We start from the raw sequence: 19472 nt of genomic DNA, 5'->3' as shown, positions 1-19472 counted from the left end.
AACCGCTATTTCATTTCGTTCAAATCAAGTGCACCGGAAATGTGCGTTTCAGGCCGTCCTGGCGGGCCACTTCGGCGGTTTCAAGACCCCGGTGACGAGGCTCGTGCCGAGCAGGATGACGGCGCAGCCGAGCGCCATCGTGAGGTCGACCTTCTCCCCGAGGAAGATGCCGCCCCACACCACCGCGAACACCGGGATCAGGAAGGTCACCGAGATCGCGTTCGCCGGCCCCACATGGGCGATCAGCCTGAAATAGAGCAGGTAGGCGAGCGCTGTGCAGGCGACGGCCAGCACCAGCGCGTAACCCCAGGCCTGCGCGCCCGGCATCTGTGCCGGCCACCACACCAGCGCCGGCACCGCGAGGAAGAGCGCCGCGCCGACCTGGCTGCCGGTGGCCACCGCCATCGGCGGCACGCCGGTCAGGTAGCGCTTGGTGAAGCTGGCCGAGAAGCCGTAGAGCACCGTCGCCGCGAGGCAGGCGAGGATGGCGGGCGCGACGTCGCCGGCGCCGGTGGCGCCTGGCTTCAGGCCGGCACGGTCCCATACCAGCCAGAGCACGCCGGCAAAGCCGATCAGGAGCCCGGCGATGCGCGCGGCGTCGAGCCGGTCTTTCAGCCACAACCACGCGAAGACGGCGCCGAAGAGCGGCGTGGTCGCGTTGAACACCGCCGACAGGCCGGCGTTGATGCTGAGCGCCGCGTAGTTGAAGCACATGAACGGCAGGGCCGAATTGGTCAAGCCCACCACGAGGATGGGCCGCCAGTGTTCGCGCAATGCCGGCAACTGGTGTCGATAGGCCAGCAGCGGCAGCAGCAGCACGCCCGCGGCGGCCACCCGCACGAAGGCGAGGGCGGCCGGGCCGAAGTCGGCCGCGCCCAGGCGCATGAAGAGGAAGGAAGCCCCCCACAGCGCGGCAAGCGAGACGAGTTCGAGCAGGTCGGTCTTCTTCATCGTGGGGCTTCCAGCGCGAGCAGCGCGCGCTTGCGGTCGAGCCCGCCAGCGTATCCGGTGAGTTCGCCGCTGCTGCCGAGCACGCGGTGGCAGGGGACGATCACGCTGACCGGGTTGCGGCCGATCGCCGCGCCCACCGCCCGCACGGCTTGTGGCGAGCCGATGCGGCGGGCGATGTCGGCGTAGCTGCGCGTCGCGCCGCAGTCGATGTCGCGCAGCGCCTGCCACACGCTGCGCTGGAAGGGGCTGCCGTGCAGGTCGAGCGGCAGCTCGAACTGCGTGCGGCGGCCGGCGAAGTAGTCGGCGATCTGCGTGGCGGCTTCGCGCAGCAGCGGATCGTCGGGGCGCTCTGGCGCGTCCAGCGGGGCGGGATGCCATTTCTGCGATTCGAACCACAGGCCGGCGAGGCCGGCCTCGGTGCGGGCGATGAGCACCGTGCCAAGTGGCGTGTCGTAGCGGGCCTGGGCGGTGAGGTGTCTGATGGTGGGCATGGCGGGTCCTTTCAGAGCGAGTTCCACAGACGCAGCACGGCGTACGCGCGCCACGGGCGCCAGCGTTCGGCGAGCGCCTCGGCCTCGCGTGGGGTGGTGATGCCGAAAAGCGGCTTCATCGCGTTGAGCACGGCCACGTCGTTCGGCGGGAAGGCGTCGGGCCACGAGAGGGCGCGCATCGCGATGTAGTGCGCCGTCCAGGGGCCGATGCCGGGCAGCTGCCGCAGCATCTCGATCAGGGCTTGTGGCTCGCGCGTCTCGCGCAGGTGCCGCGACGCTTCGGGCCAGGCCTGCGCGAGCGCGAGGATGGCGCCGGCGCGGGCGCGGATGATGCCCAGTTCGGCGATCTGCTCCACCTGGGCTGCGGCGATGGTCTCGGGCGACGGGAAGGTGTGCGTGATCTCCGGCCACGGCGTGGCGAGGGGCTCGCCGAAGCGGTCGGCGAAACGGCGCGCCAGCGTGCGCGCGGCCGCCACCGTGACCTGCTGGCCGAGCACGGCGCGCACCACCATCTCGAAGCTGTCGACGCAGCCCGGCAGCCTGAGGCCGGGCGCGCCGGGCAGGTCGACCAGGGCGGTGTCGATGGTGTCGGGCGAGGCGTCGAGGTCGAGCCAGCGGCGCACGCCGGCCACCACGCGGGCACTGTGCGGCGCGAGCGAGGGTGCGAACTGCAGGCGCACCTGCGGCGCGCGTGCCTCGGTCTCGGGCACGAACTCGGCCTGCAGCCAGCCGGCCACCGGGGCCAGGGCCCCGGCGCGCAGGCTGCGCCGTACGCACAGGCCCTCGACATGCTCCACATTGGGAATCGCCCGCAGCGACAGGAAGCGCAGCATCGCGGCCGTGTCGTACGGGGCGCGGTGGCCGAGGCTCACGCTCAGGGCCTGGTCGGCCGGTGGGGCCTGTTGTTCGTCGGCGTCTTGGCGCAGGCGCGTCGGGCTCATGCGGTAGTTGTCGGCGAAGGCCGCGTTGAAGCGGCGCAGGCTGCGAAAGCCGCTCGCGAGCGCCACCTGCGCGACCGGCAGGTGGGTGTCGGTCAGGAGCTGCTTGGCGAGCAGCAGGCGCCGTGTCTGCAGGTACTGCAGCGGCGTGACGCCGTGCTCGGCGGCGAAGATGCGGCGCAGGTGTCGGTCGCTCACGCCGAGGTGGTCGGCCAGGGCCGCCATCGACGGGGTGTCGCTTTCGTCGTCGCTGCCGAGGTGGCTGTCGAGCCATTGGGCAGCCTGGCGCGCGAGCGTGCGCGAGGCGTCCATCACCGTCCACGCGAGGCCCGGGCCGGGGGCCATCTCAGGGCGGCATTTCATGCAGGGGCGGAAGGCCTCGGCCTCGGCTTGGGCGGGCGACGAGAAGAAGCGGCAGTTTTCCTTGCGCGGCGTGCGCACGCGGCACACCGGGCGGCAATAGATGCCGGTCGACGTGACGCCCACGAAGAGCCGGCCGTCGAAGCGGGCGTCGCGGGCCTTGAAGACCTGGTAGGAGGCGTCGTGGTCGAGGGTCATGCGGCTCATTATGGGCAGCGCGTGCACCGTGACTGGCCGTTTTCGGACACATGCCCCAAGGCCGACGGGCGGCTTCGACACGGGGTGGAACGCCGCATGCTCCACGTCGCGGAGCGTACATCTCGCGTCTATAGAATCCGCCACTTCCACCAGGAGCACTCCCGCAATGCAAGTCACCGCGTCCAACTTCAAGGCCTACGACATCCGCGGCATCGTCGGCAAGACCATCGACGAAAGTTTTGCGGAGCACCTCGGCCGGGCCTTCGGCAGTGCAGCGGTGACAGCGGGCGAGAAAGCCGTCGCGGTGGGTCGCGACGGCCGCCTGTCGGGCCCGAGCCTCGTGGCCGCGCTGATCCGTGGCCTGGCCTCGACCGGCCTCGATGTCGTGGACCTCGGTGCCGTGACCACGCCGATGCTCTATTACGTGGCCGCCACGCGCGGCCAGCACGGTTGCAACTCGGGCATCCAGGTGACGGGCAGCCACAACCCGAAGGATTACAACGGCTTCAAGATGGTGCTGGCCGGCCGCGCGATCTACGGCGACGAGATCCAGGCCCTGCGCACCCGCATCGAGCGCGAAGACTACGTGGTGGGCAAGGGCCGCTCGGCCAAGATGAACATCGTGCCCGAGTACCAGCACCGCATCACGAGCGACTGCAAGCTCGCGCGCAAGATGAAGATCGTGGTCGACAGCGGCAACGGCATTCCCGGTGCGTCGGCGCCGGGCATCCTGCGGGCGCTCGGCTGCGAGGTGACCGAGCTGTACTCCGAGGTCGACGGCGACTTCCCCAACCACCACCCCGATCCGAGCAAGCCCGAGAACCTGGCCGACCTGATCCGTGCGGTGCAGACGAGCGACGCCGAGATCGGCCTCGCTTTCGACGGCGACGGCGACCGCCTGGGCGTCGTCACCAAGGACGGCAACATCATCTACCCCGACCGGCAGCTGATGCTCTTTGCGATCGACGTGCTCGACCGCAACCCCGGCGCCACCATCATCTACGACGTGAAATGCACCCAGCGCCTGGCGCCGGTGATCCGCGAGCACGGCGGCAAGCCGCTGATGTGGAAGACGGGCCACTCTCTGGTCAAGGCCAAGCTCAAGGAAACCAAGGCGCCGCTTGCCGGCGAGATGAGCGGGCACATCTTCTTCTCGGAACGCTGGTATGGCTTCGACGACGCGACCTACACCGCCGCCCGGCTGCTCGAGATCCTCTCGCGCAGCAAGAACCCGAGCCAGGTCTTGAACGACCTGCCCACGAGCTTCAACACCCCCGAACTCAACGTGCCCTGCGCCGAAGGCGAGCCGAAGCAGGTGGTGCAGAAGCTGCTGGACGTGGCCGACTTCCCCGGCGCCGAGGTGGTGACCATCGACGGCCTGCGGGTCGACTATGAAGACGGCTTCGGCCTCATCCGCTCGTCGAACACCACGCCGGTGCTGGTGCTGCGCTTCGAGGGGCACACCGAGGCGGCGCTGCACCGCATCGAAGAGAAGATGATGGCGGCGCTCAAGGTTGCAAAACCCGATGCGCAAGTTGCCGCTGCGGCGCATTGATGGAGCCCCCACGTCGCTGCGCTCCTGCCCCCCGAGTGGGCGGTCAGCCGCCTTGGGGCGGCCCGGCGGCGGCTGACTTCCCGTTTCGCCTGTGCGTGTCCTGATCGTCAAGCTGTCGTCGCTCGGGGACGTGGTGCACGCCATGCCGGTGGTGCACGACATCCGCAGCGTCTACAGCGGGGCGCGCATCGACTGGGTGGTCGAGCCCGCCTTCGCGCCGCTCGTGCGCCGGGTGCAGGGCATCGGCGAGGTGATCGAGTGCGCCCAGCGCCGCTGGCGCAAGCGCTTTTGGACGAGTGCCGTGCGTGCGGAGTGGCGCGAGTTCAAGCGCAAGCTCACGGCCGAGCGCTACGACGCGGTGATCGACCTGCAGGGCCTGACCAAGTCGGCCCTCGTCGCGCGCATGGCGCAGGGGCCGAGCTTCGGCTTGGCCAACAAGACCGAAGGCTCCGGCTACGAGTGGTCGGTGCGCTGGCTGATCGACCAGACCATAGCGATCACGCCGCGCATCCACGCGCTTGACCGCTCGCGCGAACTGGCAGCGCGAGCACTCAACTACCAGGTGAGCGGCTCACCGTACTACGGGCTGCTCTCGCGTGGCGAGCCACTGGCGCAACCCACCGTGGTCTTCGTGCACGGCACCTCGCGCGACGACAAGCTCTGGCCCGAGGCGAGCTGGATCGAACTGGGCCAGCGCATGGCGGCTTCGGGCTTCTGCGTCGCCTTGCCGCATGCCGGCGAGGTGGAGCGCGCACGTGCCGAGCGCATCGCCCGGGCCATTGGCGAGAAGGCGGCGGTATGGCCGCAGATGTCGCTCGATGCGCTGGTCGACCGGCTCGGGGCCACGCAGGGCCTGATCGGCGTGGACAGCGGCCTGAGCCACATCGCGGTGGCGCTCAACCTGCCGCACGTGCAGCTCTACAACTTCCCGACCGCGTGGCGCACCGGGCCTCTGGCCGCCCATGGCCACCAGCACCAGGTGGCGCTGGAGCGCGACCCGACGCCGGAGGTCGACCTGGTGTGGGCCACCTGGCAGGTGGTGCGCCGCGCCCGGCGCAGCTGAACGCCGATGCTCGCGCGGCACCTCTATTCCAACCTGCTGCGCCTGCTCAAGCCGGCGTACGTGCTGCGGCTGTGGTGGCGTGGGCGCGCCGAGCCGCTGTATCGCCACGCCATCGGCGAGCGGCTGGGCGACTACCGGGGCACGGTGCAGGCCGGCGCCTTGTGGGTGCACGCGGTGTCGCTCGGCGAGACGCGCGCGGCGGCGGCCCTGGTCGACGCGCTGCGCGAGCGCCACCCGACGCTTCGCCTGCTGCTCACCCACAGCACCGCCACCGGCCGCGAGGCCGGCAAGGCCCTCCTGCGCGAAGGCGACGTGCAGGCCTGGCTGCCCTACGACACGCCGGGCGTGGTGCAACGCTTCTTCGAGCAGTTCAAGCCGGTGGCCGGCGTGCTGATGGAAACCGAGATCTGGCCCAACCTGCTGCATGCCGCCGAAGCCGCGGGCGTGCCGATGGTGCTGGCCAATGCGCGGCTGAGCGCGAAGAGCCACCGCCAGGGGCAGCGCCTGTCGTCGGTGATGTACCCGGCCGCCGCGACGCTGCGCATGGCGCTCGCGCAGACCGAAGACGACGCCGCGCGCCTGCGCGATTCCGGTGTGCGCGAGGTGGTGGTCTGCGGGAACCTCAAGTTCGACATGGCGCCCGACCCGGCGCTGATCGCCCGCGGCCGCGCCTGGCGTGAGCGCCTCGCGCGGCCGGTGGTGATGGCCGCGGCCACGCGCGAGGGTGAAGAGGCGATGCTGCTCGGCGTGTGGACGGCGTTGCTGGCGGCGCAGCGCCCGCTGCTCTTGATCGTGCCGCGGCACCCACAGCGGTTTGACGAGGTGGCCGCGTTGGTCAGCGCACAGGGCTTGTCGCTCGTGCGGCGCAGCGGCTGGCAGGTGGAACCGGACGACGCCGCATGGCAGGCGGACGTGTGGCTCGGCGACAGCATGGGCGAGATGCCGCTGTACTACGGCCTCGCCGACGTGGCCTTGCTCGGCGGCAGCTACGCACCGCTCGGCGGGCAGAACCTGATCGAAGCGGCGGCCTGCGGCTGCCCCATCGTGATGGGCCCGCACACCTACAACTTCGCCGAAGCGGCGCTGCTGTCGCTGGCCGCGGGCGCTTCGGTGCGTGTGGCCGAGATGGCCGAGGGTGTGGCGCGGGCGGTGGCCCTGGCCGGCCACGCGGAGCGCGAGCAGTTCGCCGAGCGCGCCGTCGCGTTTGCCAACCAGCACCGCGGTGCGGCCGCGCGCATGGCGGATCGCATCGCGCCGCTGCTGGCGCCTCGCTGAGTCGTTCCCGCGTTCGCGGGAACGACGGACTTGCGTTACTTCGCGAGCAGGCTGTTGACCGCCGCCACGTCGGCGGGGCTCAGCTGGCCGGCCGTCTGGCGCAGGCGCAGGATGTTCAGCAGCACGTCGTAGCGGGCGCGGGCGAGGTCGCGCCGGGTGCTGTAGAGCTGCGTCTGAGCGTTCAGCACGTCGAGGTTGACCCGCACGCCGACCTTGTAGCCGAGCTGCGTGGCATCCAGCGCGACCTGGCTCGACGACTCGGCGGCTTCGAGCGCCTTCACGCGTGCTTGCAGCGACTGCGTGCCGAAGTACGCGGTACGCGCAGCTTGCGTTGCCGAGCGGCGGGCGGCGTCGAGGTTGTTGCGCGATTGCTCTTCGAGGAGCAGCGTTTCCTTCACGCGGTTCTGCACCGAGAAGCCGGCGAAGAGCGGCAGGTTCAAGGTGATGCCGACGCTCGACTGGCTGGTATCGCCTCGGTAGTTGATGGTCTGCGTCGGACCCTGCTGCGACTGTCCGATGGTGCGGCCCTGGCCGACGCTGCCGCTCAGCTCCACCGTGGGCAGGTGGCCGGCGCGGGCCTTGGTCGTTTCGAGCTGCGCGACTTCGTAGCCGACCCGCGCCTTGCGCACCGGCGGCGAAGCTTCGGCCTGCGACACCCAGGCGTTCACGTCGGCCGGGGCGACAGGCGGCAGGGCCACGGGCACGGCCAGCGGCTTGGGCTGCACACCGCTGCGGCCGACCAGCTGGTCGAGCGCAATGCGCTTGGTCAGCAGGTCGTTCTCGGCAGCGAGTTCCTGCGCGGTCGCGAGGTCATAGCGTGCCTGTGCTTCGCGGGTGTCGGTGATGGTGGCGGTGCCCACCTCGAAGTTGCGCTTGGCCGAGGCCAGCTGCTCCGAGATGGCCTTGGTGCTGGCCTGGGCGGTGGTCAGCGCATCTTGTGCGGCGAGCACGTCGAAGTAGGCCGTGGCCACGCGGACGATCAGGTCCTGCTCGGCGATCGCCAGATCGGCCTTGGCGGCGTCGACGCCCAGGTCGGCTTGCGAGATGGTGGCATCGTTGCCGCGGTTGAAGAGGGATTGGCGTGCGTTCAACGAGGCGCTCGGGCCGCGATTGGTGGTCTCGCTGACAGGCGTCTCGTTGGTGGTGCGGCCGTAGCTGAGGGCCGCGCCGACGTTCGGCCGGCGAAGGGCATGCGTCTGGTCGGCCTTGTACTGCGCGGAGTCCGCCAGCGCCCGCGCCGCAAGGTAGGTCGCGTCATAGCCGCGGGCCGTGTCGTACAGCTCCTGCAGGGATTGGGCGTATGCACCGGGCAGGGCGCCAAGGGCGAGGGCGGCCGCGAGGACCAGCCGGCGTGGCGTGAAAGCAGGGGACATGGAAAGGTCCTTGGGGTTGTACTGCGTTCGAAGAATCAGAAATGGAAGCGCGAGGGCTCGTCGAAGCCCAAGAGGCGCTGCGCGACGGTGTCGAAGAGGTTGACGCTCCTGAATTCGTTGTCGCCCACGCGCGTCACGAGCACGGCGTTCATCACCGGCTCCTGGCCCACGATGGCGGCGAGGCGGCCGCCGGCAGCGAGTTCGTTCAGCAGGCGCTGCGGGACGGAAGCCACCGAGCCCGACAGCAGGATCACGTCGAACGGGCCGGCGGTGGGCAGGCGCTTGGAGCCGTCGCCCTCGACCACGCTCACGTTGGTGACCGCGGCGCGCTTCAGGTTCTCGGACGCGAGCTTGGCGAGCACCGGGTCGATCTCGAGCGTGACGACCTGGCGTGCCTTGTGGGCGAGCAGCGCGGCCATGTGGCCGGAGCCGGCGCCGATCTCCAGCACCCGCTCGTGCTTGCGCACCTCGAGCGCCTGCAGCAGGCGGGCCTCGACCTTGGGGGCCAGCATGCACTGCCCGTTCGGCAAGGGCACCTCCGTATCGAAAAAGGCCATGCTCCGATACGCCGGCGGCACGAAGTCCTCGCGCTTGACCACGGCCAGCAGGGACAGGACGCTCGGGTCCAGCACGTCCCAGGGGCGGATCTGCTGTTCGATCATGTTGAAGCGGGCTTGCTCGGTGTTCATGGCGGGTCTCGTGTGAAACAGGGAAGACGGGGGGGGACGGGGAGAGGAACCAAAAATTCTATTTGCCGCCCGCGGGCTGCGGGGCGATGTCAGCAGTGGCGTGCCTGCCGCCACCGAACTTGCGCCTGGCCCAGGCAGCGAGGTCGTCGAGGTAGCAGTAGATGACGGGCACGACCACGAGCGTCAGCAGCGACGAGGTGATCACGCCGCCGATCACGGCCTGGCCCATCGGCGCACGCTGCTCGGAGCCTTCGGACAGCGCAAACGCCAGCGGCACCATGCCAAAGACCATCGCGAGCGTGGTCATCAGGATCGGGCGCAGCCGCACCTCGGCGGCGTGCAGCAGGGCTTCTTCGCGGCCCATCGGCGCGTGGCCGTTTTCGCCGGCGCGCGAACGGATGGCGAAGTCGACCAGCAGGATCGCGTTCTTCGTCACCAGGCCCATCAGCATCACGATGCCGATGATGCTGAACATGTTGAGCGTGGAGCCGAAGACCAGCAGCGTGAGCACCACGCCGATCAGCGTGAGCGGCAGCGACGCCATCAGCGCGATCGGCTGCAGGAAGCTCTTGAACTGGCTCGCGAGGATCATGTAGATGAAGACGATGGCGAGTGCCAGCGCGCCGATGGCGTACTGGAACGACTCGGTCATGTTCTTCGTCGAGCCGCCGAAGCTGTAGCGGTAGCCGGGCGGCCAGGCCACGGTGTCGAGCACGCGGCGGATGTCGGCCGAGACTTCGCCGGAGCTGCGGCCGTAGGCATTGGCGTCGACGTTGATCTCGCGGTTGAGGTCGCGTCGGTTGATCTGGTTGAGGCCGGTCGAGGGCGTCACCTCGGCCACCTGCGACAGGCGCACGATGCGCGGCGAGCCGTCGGCCGCGGCGGCCACGTTGATGGGCACGCGCAGCAGGTCGTCGACCGCCACACGCGCTTCGGGCGTCACGCGCACGTTGACGTCGTAGTTCTCGCCATCGGGGGCGCGCCAGTTGCCGGCGGTGGTGCCGGCCACCAGCGTGCGCAGCGTGCCGGCGAGCGCGTTGACGTTGAGCCCGAGGTCGGCCGCGGCTTCGCGCTTCACGTCGATCGAGACGGTCGGCTTGTTGGGCTTGAGCGTGGTGTCGAGGTCGACCAGGCCGGGGATCTCGCGCAGCTTCGGCATGATGAGGTTCGACAGCCGCTCCAGCTCGGCGAGGTCGGGCCCCTGGATCGAGAACTGCAGGCTCTTGCCGCCGCCGAGGTCGGTGACGCCGATGTTGGTGACGGTGATGCCGGGGATGCGCGCGAGCCGCTCGCGCAGCGGGCCGGTGAGCTGGTCAACGCTGCGTTTGCGGTCCTTTCGGTCGACCAGGCGCACGTACACCGCGCCATAGATCTTGCCGGGCGAGCCGGCGCCGTTGATCGTGGTCACGGTGTGGCGCACTTCGGGCATTTCGCGCAGCACGGCGTCGATCTGGCGGGCGCGGGCTTCGGTCGTCTCCAGCGACGAGCCGACCGGCGTGTAGAAGTTGAGCTGCGTCTCCGAGAAGTCGGCCTTCGGAATGAACTCGGCGCCGAGGATGGGGATCACGAAGAAGCTGCCGACGAAGGTGGCCAGTGCCACCAGCAGGGTCTTGAGCTTGTGCTTGAGCGACCAGCCGAGGATGTGCTGGTAGGTGTTCGACAGCCACTCGGTCAGCCAGTCGAACCAGCCGGTCACGCGGCCGATGGTCTTGTCGTACAGCGTGACCGGCGGCCCTTTGCGGCCGTGCTGGTGGGCCTGCGGGTCATGCCACACGCTGGAGAGCATGGGGTCGAGCGTGAAGCTCACGAACATCGAGATCAGCACCGCCGCCACGATGGTGATGCCGAACTGGTGGAAGAACTTGCCGACGATGCCGCCCATGAAGCCGATCGGCAGGAACACCGCCACGATCGACAGCGTGGTGGCGAGCACCGCGAGACCGATCTCGTTGGTGCCGTCGAGCGAGGCCTGCATGGGGGTCTTGCCCATCTGCACGTGGCGCACGATGTTCTCTCGCACCACGATCGCGTCGTCGATCAGCAGGCCCACGCACAAGCTCAGCGCCATCATCGTGATGCCGTTGATCGTGAAGCCGAAGAGGTACATGAAGAGGAAGGTGCCGATCAGCGCGATCGGCAGCGTGAGACCGGTGATGACGGTCGAGCGCCACGAGTTCAGGAACAGGAACACGATCAGCACCGTGAGCACCGCACCTTCGATCAGCGTCTGCGTCACGTTGGCCACCGACACGCGGATGGAGCGCGAGTTGTCGCGGTTGACCTCGATCTTCACGCCTGGCGGCACGAGCTGTGCCACGTCTTTCAGGGCGGCCTGCAGGCCGTCGACCACGGCGATGGTGTTTTCACCCTGCGACTTCTGCACCGACAGCAGCACCGTGCGCTGGCCGTTGTAGAGCGCGAGGCTCTCGATCTCCTGCGGGCCGTCGACCACGTCGGCCACCTGCCAGAGCTTGATCGTGTTGCCGCCGCGGCGGGCGACCACGATGTCGCGGAACTCCTCCGGGCGTTTCAGGCGGGCGTTGATCTGCACCACGCGCTCCTGCTCGCGCGACTGCAGGGCGCCCATCGGCAGCTCCTGGTTTTCGCTTCTCACGGCCGCGAGCACCTGGTCGACGCTCACGCCCATCGCTTCGAGCGCGGCCGGGCGCAGGTAGAGGTTGACCTGGCGCTTCACGCCGCCGACCACCGTGACCGAGCCCACGCCGCGCACGTTTTCCAGGCGCTTTTGCAGCACCTGGGTGGCCCAGGTGGTCAGTTCCTGCGGAGACTTCTTGCCTTCGGGCGAGAGCACGGCCACGTTGAAGATCGGCGCGCTCTGCGGGTCGAAGCGGAAGATGCGCGGCTCCTTCACCTCGTCGCGCAGGTTGGGGCGGATGAGCGCGATCTTCTCGCGCACGTCATCGGCCGCCTTGCGGCCATCCACGTCGAGGTTGAACTCGACGATCACGACCGACGAACCTTCGTACGAGCGCGACGAGAGGGCGTTGATGCCGGCGATCGTGTTGACGGCTTCTTCGACCTTGCGCGTGATCTCGGCCTCGACGATCTCGGGCGAGGCGCCGGGGTAGTCCATCTGGACCACGACGGTGGGGAAGTCGACGTTCGGGAACTGGTCGACCGCCAGCCGCTTCACGCTGAAGAGGCCGAGCACGACGAAGGCCAGCATGACCATCGTGGCCATGACCGGGTTGCTGATGGAGACGCGGGTGAACCACATGGCGCTTCGCCCTCAGCGCGCCGCGGCGGCAGAGGCCGGGGTGGCGGGTGCGCTGGGGGCGGGGGCGCCCGTCAACGTCACCGGCGAGCCGTCGCGCAGCAGGCCGACGGTGCTGCGCAGCAGCTGCGTGCCGGCGGCGATGCCCTCGGTGACCTCGACCACGCTCTCGCGAGCGCCGTTGAGCCGTGCCTCGCCACGGGCGCCGGTCGTCACCGGCTTGTGCGCGATGCGGCCGTCGACGATGGCCATCACGTAGGGTCGGGCCTGGTCGACACGCACCACGCCGGCCGGCACCACCAGCGCATTGCGTCGCTGCAGCTCGATGCTGCCCTTGGCGAAGAGGCCCTGGCGCAGCCCGGGGTGGGGTTTCATGCTCAGGTAGACCATCACCGCGCGGGTGCCGGCCTGGGTGCTCGGGTTGATGCGCGCGACGGTGGCTTCCACTGGCTCGCTGTAGCCGTCGATCTCGAGCCGGGCGGTCTGGCCCACGCGCACCTCGGCCACGTCTTCGGCCGGCACGGCGGCTTCGAGTTCGATGCGCGACAAGTCGACGACCTCGATGAGACGTGTGTCGATCGAGACACGCTCGCCCACCTGCACCAGCCGCTGCGACACCGTGCCCGAGATCGGCGCGACCAGCCGCGCGTCGGCGAGCGACTTGCGGGCGAGGTCGACGGCGGCCTGGGCCGCGCCGTAGTTGGCGCGCGCCGCGGCTTCGTTCGACACCGAGGTTTCGAGGCCGGTGGGCGAGATGAAACCCTGGGCGACGAGCGCGCGGTTGTTCTCGAGCGCGCGGCGGGCGATGTCGAGCTGGGCGCGCGAGGAGGCGGCGTTCTGCTCGGCCTGGCTCACCCGCAGGGCGAGTTCGGAGGTGTCGAGCTGGCCGAGTTCCTGGCCGGCCTTGACCGCGTCGCCTTCACGCACGGTGAGCGACTTCACCTCGCCGGCGACCTTGGCCTTGATGAAGGCGCTGTTGACGGCCTTCAGGCCGCCCGACACCGCCAGCGTGCGCACCAGCTCCTGCTGGGTGGCCACCACCACGTCGGTGGCGGCGAGGTCATAGCTTTGCGTCACCTTGGCCGGCTGCGCGGCGGCGGCGCGGGCCTGGCGTTTGGCGATGAGCGTGCGCGCGATCAGCGCACACACCAGCAGCAGCACGATCCCTCCGATCAGCCACTTGAGTCTGGTTCTGGTCATGACACGAGATTCCCTCAGGGTGCTTTTGTTGTCGTGATGGTCCGCTCGTTGAGCAGGCCATTGAGCATCAGTTCGATGTGGACTTCGACGACGCGGTCCGGGTCGAGGTCCATGCCTTCGGCCGGACATGCGCCGAACGAGTTCTTGTGCAGCGAGAGGAAGATCAGCGGCGCAATCAGCGCGTGCATGGTCTCCTCGTACGGCAGCGGGCGGAACTCGCCGCGCTCCACGCCACGGCGCAGTGTACGAACGAGCAGGTCGGACGCCGGCTGGATCACCTCGTCGCGATAGAACTGCGCGATCTCGGGGAAGTTGCGCACCTCCGACATCATGATCTTGTGGATGCCGCCGGCCGGCGAGCTGCCCACCCGCGCCCACCACATGCGCAGCAGCATGGCGAGCAGCTCGGCGCTCGGGCCCTCGAACTGCTCGACGATGCCGGCGCCTTCGGCGATCACGCCACCGAGGTTCTGCTGGATCACCGCCTTGAGCAGCTCTTCCTTGCTCGGGTAATAGAGATAGAGGGTGCCCTTGGACACGCCGGCGCGCACCGCGACCTCGTCGGAGCGGGTGGCGGCAAAGCCCTTTTCGACGAAGAGCGCCAGCGCTGCGTCGAGCAGCTCCTGGGGGCGCGCTTCCTTGCGGCGTTGCCGGGTGGGTGCGGTGGATTGGGTTTTGGACATGAATGAGGCGGGGGCTGAGATACTGACCAACCGGTCAGTAATGTAGCTGCCTCAAACGCGGCGGGTCAAGGCGAGGGTCTTGAAGCCTGCGGCGGATTTGACCCGCCTCAAGTCGGCCCTCGCCTCGCTCGCCGCAGGTTTCGCCCAGGCGCCGGGAGACGTGCGTCCATCGCCAGAAAGTTGTTTGCGCGTGCAAATTATGGGGTCCGGACCCCTCTCCAAGGTGGCTGGCCCCTACGCAGCAAGCCGGTACAAAGATCCGGGGAATCTCCGGATGCTCTAAAAGTAGACGACCGTCTACATTTTCGGCGGGAAACACAAACCTTCAAGGAGACCCGCATGAGCTTCCGTTTCAGCGCTGCAATGCGCGCTTTGCTGCCTGCCCTGGCCTTGCTCGGCTTCGGCGCCGAGGTGGTGGCATCCGGCATCACCCAGAACGCGTCGTGGACCGTCAACCGCTCCGGCACCACGACCAAGTACCGCGTCGTCGCCTACGGTGACTCGATCTTCGCGGGCTACAACACCTCGCTGACCAACGTGGCCAGGTACTCGGCCCCGACCGTGCAGGCCGAATACCTGTCGGCCGCCTGGGGCACCGACATCGAGAGCATCCGCCGCACCAAGTCGGGCGCGGTGGCGAAGGAGATCTACGAAAGCAAGATCGTCGGCGAGCGCTCCTACATGCAGAACAGCTCCACCCGCGTGGTCGCCTTCGAGATGTGCGGCAACGACGGCCTGCAGAACCGCGCCGATTTCGACGGCCAGACCGGCACCTGCAGCTACACCAAGCTGAACCAGGGCGTCGAGACCTGCAAGACCTACGTCGCCCGCGCGATGGACTACATCAACGCCAACGCCTACTCGGGCGTCAAGCTCAAGATCATCGGCAACCTGCACATGCCGGGCATGGATGCCTACAACAAGACCAGCAGCTGCCGCGACGCCTCGACCGGCCGTGGCGTCAACATCACCGAGATGATGCTCGGCGTGGCGGCGCGTGCGAACTACTGGATGTGCGAATACGCCCGCCAGAAGGGCTTCGTCTGCGTCGACAATTTCGCGCAGTACCACGCCGCCGACTACGACAGCAACGGCGACGGCCTCATCGACTCCGAAGCCATCAAGTACCGCCCGGGCGACACCGAAGCGGCCTACGTGACCCGCATCACGACGACCTACCGCTCGACCGTCCGCGATGCCAACGTGAAGCGCATCACCGCCAGCACGACCTACGACTACATCCAGTCCGACGACATCCACCCGACCTACACCGGCGGCAACGTGTCGTTGAGTTTCGGCACGGGCACCGGCTCGGCGGCACCGCGCTACACCTCGTTCACCGGCGGCAAGAGCCCGATCTGGGACCGCTACGCGCACGAGCGCTCGGGCTGGTCGATGGCCACGAGCAACCCGTCGGCGCCCTGAGGCCCGTCGAGGTGTGATGTGAAAGTGCCGGGCAGTCCACGCCGGCAGCCGGAGGAAGCGGTGACCAAAGGCCGGGCGACCGAGAGCCGGGCGGCGGGGACGTCGTTCGGCCCGTCTTTCGGGTACCTGTTGGCCGCCGTGGTCGTGGTGGGGGGCGTGGCCTACTGGCTCACCGCGCCTTCACCGCCCGAGCCGGTGGCCGTGCCGCCCGCGGCCCCCATGTGGGCCGCGGCGCAGCGCGACATGCTCCCTGAAGCCGCGCCGGTGGCGTCTGCACCGGCCGCGGCGGCAAGCGCACCGCTGCCGCAGGCCACCCCGGCACCGGGCGCACGCGACCCGAACGACGACCCCACGCCCGACCTCACCGCCTATCTCAACCCCGGCGAGAAGCCGACGATGAACGAGGTGATCGACCGGCTGCGCCGCGCCGGCGTGACCACCGGCGTCGCTGCCTTCAATCCGCCCGGCACCAAGCCGCCGCTCGTCGGGCTGGCCGTGCCCGAAGACTTCGCGCTGCCGCCGGGCTACGTGCGCCACCACCAGACCACCGACGATGGGCAGGACATCGAGCCTGTCCTGATGTACGCCCCCGACCACCCGCGCTTCGTCGACGCCGCGCGCCAGCCGATCGGCACGGCGCGCGACCGCATCGTGCCGCCCGAGCAGGCCCCGCCCGGCCTGCCGCTGCGCAAGGTCGTGGTGCCGGCGCCGGTCGAGCCCGACCAGGCCGGACGGTGAGCCCCGTGGATCTCTTGTCTCGCCCCGGAGGGCGTGCGGCGGCGGGGCTCCTGGCCAGCGCCGTCCTCTCGTTTTTCTATGCGCGGGGCGGCGCCGGCTGGGTGCTCGGCTTCGTGGCGCTCGTGCCCTGGCTGCGCACGCTCGATGCAACGCACACGCTCGGCCGTTGCCTGCTGAATGCGTGGGCGATGTCGGTCGCCTTCACGCTGGCGGCCTTTCCTTGGTTCGGCGCCGCCATCGGCCACTACGCGCAGCTCGGCACGGCTGTCGGCCTGCTGGTGCTGCTGGTGGCCGCACCGCTGTTCCAGCCGCAAATCCTCGTGTTCGCGCTGGTGCGACACCGGCTGCGCCGGCGTGGCCTGGTTCTGGGTGCGCTGGCCGGTGCCGCGGCCTGGGTGGCGACCGAGTGGCTCGTGCCCAGGATGCTGGGCGACAGCTATGGCTACGGGCTCTACCCCTCACGCCTCTTGCGCCAGGCCGCCGACGTGGGCGGCACCGCGGGGCTCACGCTCCTGCTGCTGCTGGTGAACGAAGCGGTGGCGGCTGCGCTGGCACGCCGCGGGCAGGGCCTGCGGGCCGTCGCACGACCTGTGGGCCTGGCCCTGCTGGTGCCACTGCTGCTGGCGGCATACGGCTGGGCGGCGCTCGCCGGCCTGCCGGCGGCGCCAGACGCCAAGCCGCTGCGCGTGGGCCTCGTGCAATCGAACATCGCCGACTACGAGCGCCTGCGCCAGGAGAAGGGCGTCGATGCGGTGGTGCGCGAGGTGCTCGACACGCACTACGAGATGTCGCATGGCGCCGTCGCGCAGCACCGTGCCGACGCGGTGCTATGGTCGGAGACGGTCTACCCCACGACCTTCGGCAACCCCAAGAGCGAGGGCGGCGCCGAGCTGGACCGCGAGATCCAGGGCTTCATCAATGCCGCCGGCGTGCCCTTCGTGTTCGGCACCTACGACCGCGACGAGGCGGGCGAGTACAACGCCGCCGCGTTCGTCAACCCCGGCACCGGCCTCGTCGGCTTCTACCGCAAGACCCGGCTCTTCCCGCTGACCGAATACGTGCCGGCGTGGCTCGACAGCGCCTGGCTGCGCCAACTGCTCCCGTGGACGGGCGCCTGGCGGGCCGGCAACGGCGCACGGGTCTTCCCCTTGCGCCTGGCCGATGGGCGCGAGATCCCGGTGCTGCCGCTGATCTGCCGCGACGACGTGGACACCGGCCTCGGCATCGACGGCGCCCGCCTCGGGGCGCAGGCCATCTTCACGATGTCGAACGATGCTTGGTTCACCCGCTACCCGCAGGGCGCCGAGCTGCACCAGGCGGCCGCGGCCTTTCGCAGCATCGAGACGCGGCTGCCGCAGTTCCGCGTCACCACCACCGGCTACAGCGCCGCGATCGATGCCACCGGCACGGTGGTCGCCAGCACGCAGATGGGCCAGCGCACGCTCGTGATCGGCGACCTGCCGGTGACGGAGCCGCCGCGCACGCTGATCGTGATGTGGGGCGACTGGGTCGGCCCGCTGGGCGCGGCTTTTCTGGCGGCGCTCGCCGTCATCGCCGGTGTGCGCCGCTGGCGCGGACGCCGCCTTGCCGAGGCGGCCGGCGGTGTCACGGGCGTGGCGGCCCTCCCTGCCGACGTGGCCGTGCTGCCGCCCGCGGTGCGTGTGGCGGCCGGCCTGCTGCGCGGTGTCGCGCGGCTCAGCCTGCTGGCGATGGCGCTGGTGTTCCTCTTCGGCGACGGGCCGTTCCGCACCAACAACTTCGCGCAGATCCGCGCCTTCAGCGTGTTCTTCCTCGCGCCGGAGCTGGCCGCATGGCTGTTGCTGCGGGCCTTCGCCGCGCAGCTCAGCCTGGAGGCGGGGCTGCTGGTGTTCACGCGCGGACGGCGGCGGCTTGAACTGCCCCTGGCCGACGTCGCGGCCGTCGAGCCGTGGCGCTGGCCGATCCCCGGCAGCGGCGCCTGGCTGCGCCTCGGCTCGGGCGCACGCTGGCCGTCCGGCCTGCTGCATGCCGACCCGGCCGGCCTGGCACGCGCGATCGAGGCGGCCGGTGGCGCCGCGGTGCAGGAGCGCGCCAGCCTGCGCGCGCGCACCTATGCGCAGGTGCGCCGGGCCATTCAGCGGGGGTGGCTGGAGCACTCGCTGGTGAAGTACGGGCTCTTCCCGCTGCTGCTGGCCGTCCCGGCGTTTCGCGTGCACCAGTTCATCGTCTTCGGCAGCAGCTTCGGCGAGCTGCAGGTGTACGGGCTGGCGGCCTACCTCAAGGCGTTTGCCCTCTGGTGGGCGGCGTGGACGATCGCCGTCGTGGTCTGCGCAGCGGTGCTGCGTGCGTTCACCGAGCTGGGCACGCTCGCAAGCGTCTGGCTGCGTCCGGGCCGGGCCCTCGATGCGCGCTGGTGGCTCGACCGTGGCGGCCTGGCCGTGCTCTACCTCGGCTTGCCGGGCTGGCTGCTGCTGAAGACCGTCGGCAGCTGAGGCGGGCTCAGGCCGTTTCGAGCGGCTCCGCCAGGCGGGGCCGGATGCTCGCCAGCATGTCGGCCGCGTGCCGCAGCACCGCTTCCAGCGTGTGGCCGTGCAGCGGCCAGACGCCCGAGCCGACGCGACAGCCGATGCGCAGGTTGCTCAGCGTGCGGTAGCTGAGCGGGCGCTGCAGTTCGGCCTTGATGCGGGCCGACATCGTGCGCGTGAAGCTGAGGCACTCGGCGTTGGCGCAGGCCAGCACGAGCAGGAATTCGTCGCCCTCGAAGCGCATGACACGGTCTTCGTCGCGGGCCAGCTGGCGCAGGCGCTTGGCCACCTGGCGCAGCAGCTGGTCGCCGGCATCGCGGCCGTAGCGTTCGACCACCGGGGCCAGCCCGTCGAGCCCGACGTGCAGCACGCACAGCGAGAGGCCTCGCGATTGCAGGTCGTGCGCCCAGGCCGGGCCTTCGTCGTGCAGTTGCTCCAGCGTGGCGAGGCCGGTGAGGGTGTCGCGGTGTGCGGCGAGCACCGGCATCGCGGGTTTGGGGGCGGGGCCGATGCCGTCGGTGCGGCGGCGAGCGGGCGGCCGCTGAGGGGTGGGCAGGTCGCGCAGCGCGAGACTCGCGGGCAGCGGCGACCCGGTGCGTGGGCTGAAGCGGTGGGCCACGAGGCCGAGCGCCAGGCACGACAGCCAGGCCCAGGCCGCCACAGGCGTCTGCGCCGCGGCGATGGCCCAGGCGAGCACCATCACCCGCATCGCGGGGCGCTCGTTCGGGGTCGCTGTGCTGTCCAGGTCGTTCATGGCGGCAGGCGTGCCGGGCAAGCCGGCGGGCCGCTTCATT

General features: G+C 69.9%; 15 protein-coding genes. 6 read left to right on the top strand and 9 right to left on the bottom strand.

Annotated elements, in window-relative coordinates; all coding sequences use genetic code 11:
- Nucleotides 1–48: 48 nt before the first annotated feature.
- The 3 genes from LRS03_RS08615 to LRS03_RS08605 are packed head-to-tail and all read right to left on the bottom strand — an operon-like array spanning nucleotide 49 to nucleotide 2938.
- A complete protein-coding gene (locus LRS03_RS08615; RefSeq protein WP_257825005.1) occupies nucleotides 49–951 on the bottom strand; it encodes a DMT family transporter in 903 nt (300 codons plus the stop codon).
- Nucleotides 948–1442: a methylated-DNA--[protein]-cysteine S-methyltransferase gene (locus LRS03_RS08610; protein ID WP_257825004.1), complete on the bottom strand. Its 495-nt coding sequence runs from the start codon at nucleotides 1440–1442 to the stop codon at nucleotides 948–950. Before LRS03_RS08610 ends, LRS03_RS08615 begins: the two co-directional genes overlap by 4 nt.
- 11 nt (nucleotides 1443–1453) lie before the next feature.
- Nucleotides 1454–2938: a DNA-3-methyladenine glycosylase 2 family protein gene (locus LRS03_RS08605; protein ID WP_257825003.1), complete on the bottom strand. Its 1485-nt coding sequence runs from the start codon at nucleotides 2936–2938 to the stop codon at nucleotides 1454–1456.
- Nucleotides 2939–3104: 166 nt separating this feature from the next.
- Between LRS03_RS08605 and LRS03_RS08600 the strand changes: the two genes are divergently transcribed.
- The 3 genes from LRS03_RS08600 to LRS03_RS08590 all read left to right on the top strand — a co-directional run bounded on the left by LRS03_RS08600 (nucleotide 3105) and on the right by LRS03_RS08590 (nucleotide 6831).
- Nucleotides 3105–4493: a phosphomannomutase/phosphoglucomutase gene (locus tag LRS03_RS08600; protein ID WP_257825002.1), complete on the top strand. Its 1389-nt coding sequence runs from the start codon at nucleotides 3105–3107 to the stop codon at nucleotides 4491–4493.
- 91 nt (nucleotides 4494–4584) lie between these two features.
- A complete protein-coding gene (waaC, locus tag LRS03_RS08595; protein WP_257825001.1) occupies nucleotides 4585–5556 on the top strand; it encodes a lipopolysaccharide heptosyltransferase I in 972 nt (323 codons plus the stop codon).
- 6 nt (nucleotides 5557–5562) lie between these two features.
- Nucleotides 5563–6831 (top strand): 3-deoxy-D-manno-octulosonic acid transferase, encoded by a 1269-nt coding sequence (locus tag LRS03_RS08590; RefSeq protein ID WP_257824999.1) that lies wholly within the window; start codon nucleotides 5563–5565, stop codon nucleotides 6829–6831.
- A gap of 35 nt (nucleotides 6832–6866) precedes the next feature.
- On the opposite strand, the gene LRS03_RS08585 is transcribed toward LRS03_RS08590, so the two are convergent.
- The 5 genes from LRS03_RS08585 to LRS03_RS08565 are packed head-to-tail and all read right to left on the bottom strand — an operon-like array spanning nucleotide 6867 to nucleotide 14011.
- Nucleotides 6867–8204: a TolC family outer membrane protein gene (locus tag LRS03_RS08585; protein ID WP_257824997.1), complete on the bottom strand. Its 1338-nt coding sequence runs from the start codon at nucleotides 8202–8204 to the stop codon at nucleotides 6867–6869.
- Nucleotides 8205–8239: 35 nt separating this feature from the next.
- A complete protein-coding gene (locus LRS03_RS08580) occupies nucleotides 8240–8893 on the bottom strand; it encodes a protein-L-isoaspartate O-methyltransferase family protein (RefSeq protein WP_257824996.1) in 654 nt (217 codons plus the stop codon).
- A gap of 58 nt (nucleotides 8894–8951) precedes the next feature.
- Entirely contained in the window at nucleotides 8952–12131 is a 3180-nt protein-coding gene (locus LRS03_RS08575) for an efflux RND transporter permease subunit (protein WP_257824995.1), read from the bottom strand.
- Nucleotides 12132–12143: 12 nt separating this feature from the next.
- The gene (locus LRS03_RS08570; protein WP_257824994.1) at nucleotides 12144–13328 is read right to left on the bottom strand and encodes an efflux RND transporter periplasmic adaptor subunit; all 1185 of its coding nucleotides are present in this window, start codon (nucleotides 13326–13328) and stop codon (nucleotides 12144–12146) included.
- A 14-nt stretch (nucleotides 13329–13342) separates the two neighbouring features.
- Nucleotides 13343–14011 (bottom strand): TetR/AcrR family transcriptional regulator, encoded by a 669-nt coding sequence (locus LRS03_RS08565; RefSeq protein WP_257824993.1) that lies wholly within the window; start codon nucleotides 14009–14011, stop codon nucleotides 13343–13345.
- 339 nt (nucleotides 14012–14350) lie between these two features.
- Between LRS03_RS08565 and LRS03_RS08560 the strand changes: the two genes are divergently transcribed.
- Genes LRS03_RS08560 through lnt form a run of 3 tightly spaced genes read left to right on the top strand, consistent with a single transcriptional unit; the run spans nucleotide 14351 to nucleotide 18645 of the window.
- Nucleotides 14351–15436 (top strand): SGNH/GDSL hydrolase family protein, encoded by a 1086-nt coding sequence (locus LRS03_RS08560; protein WP_257824992.1) that lies wholly within the window; start codon nucleotides 14351–14353, stop codon nucleotides 15434–15436.
- Between the two features lie 60 nt (nucleotides 15437–15496).
- Nucleotides 15497–16174: a hypothetical protein gene (locus tag LRS03_RS08555; protein WP_257824991.1), complete on the top strand. Its 678-nt coding sequence runs from the start codon at nucleotides 15497–15499 to the stop codon at nucleotides 16172–16174.
- A 5-nt stretch (nucleotides 16175–16179) separates the two neighbouring features.
- Complete coding sequence (gene lnt, locus LRS03_RS08550) at nucleotides 16180–18645, top strand: apolipoprotein N-acyltransferase (protein ID WP_257824990.1); 2466 nt, start codon at nucleotides 16180–16182, stop codon at nucleotides 18643–18645.
- A 7-nt stretch (nucleotides 18646–18652) separates the two neighbouring features.
- Here the strand turns inward: lnt and LRS03_RS08545 are convergent, their stop codons facing one another.
- Nucleotides 18653–19432, bottom strand: coding sequence for a GGDEF domain-containing protein (locus LRS03_RS08545; RefSeq protein ID WP_257824989.1), 780 nt, complete (start codon nucleotides 19430–19432; stop codon nucleotides 18653–18655).
- Nucleotides 19433–19472: the final 40 nt, after the last annotated feature.

It is taken from the genome of Rhizobacter sp. J219, from assembly GCF_024700055.1.
Lineage (GTDB): Bacteria > Pseudomonadota > Gammaproteobacteria > Burkholderiales > Burkholderiaceae_C > Rhizobacter.
This window is presented reverse-complemented; position numbering and strand designations above follow the sequence as displayed.